We start from the raw sequence: 445 nt of genomic DNA on the forward strand, positions 1-445 counted from the left end.
TTATCACATATCGGCTCTTCCCGGGTCGCTCGCCACTACTGCGGGAATCTCAATTGATTTCTTTTCCTCTGGTTACTTAGATGTTTCAGTTCACCAGGTTCGCTTCCTTAAACCTATATATTCAGTAAAAGGATGACAGGGTTTTAAGCCTGTGCGGGTTTCCCCATTCGGACATTTCCGGATCAAAGCTTGATTGCCAGCTCCCCGAAACTTTTCGCAGACTTCCACGTCCTTCATCGCCTGTAATCGCCAAGGCATCCGCCATGTACGCTTATTCACTTGACCATATAATAGGGATTAGACTTATTTCACCATCATTAACGAATGTTAATAACAGAGAGATAAATCGCAATCGTCAATTATATGACAAAATAGCTCTTCAATTCTCCTACGAATGTAACATGATAACGTTTCACTTTAAGTTAACTCATTTTATCAATCTGTC

1 rRNA gene is annotated in these 445 nt (G+C 41.1%); it reads right to left on the reverse strand.

The annotated features are described in order from the left end of the window. Nucleotides 1-285, reverse strand: a 23S ribosomal RNA gene (locus tag AC0SAP_RS10360); the annotation flags it as partial. Nucleotides 286-445 lie beyond the last annotated feature (160 nt).

Source organism: Ignatzschineria sp. PL_is040 (genome assembly GCF_055813795.1).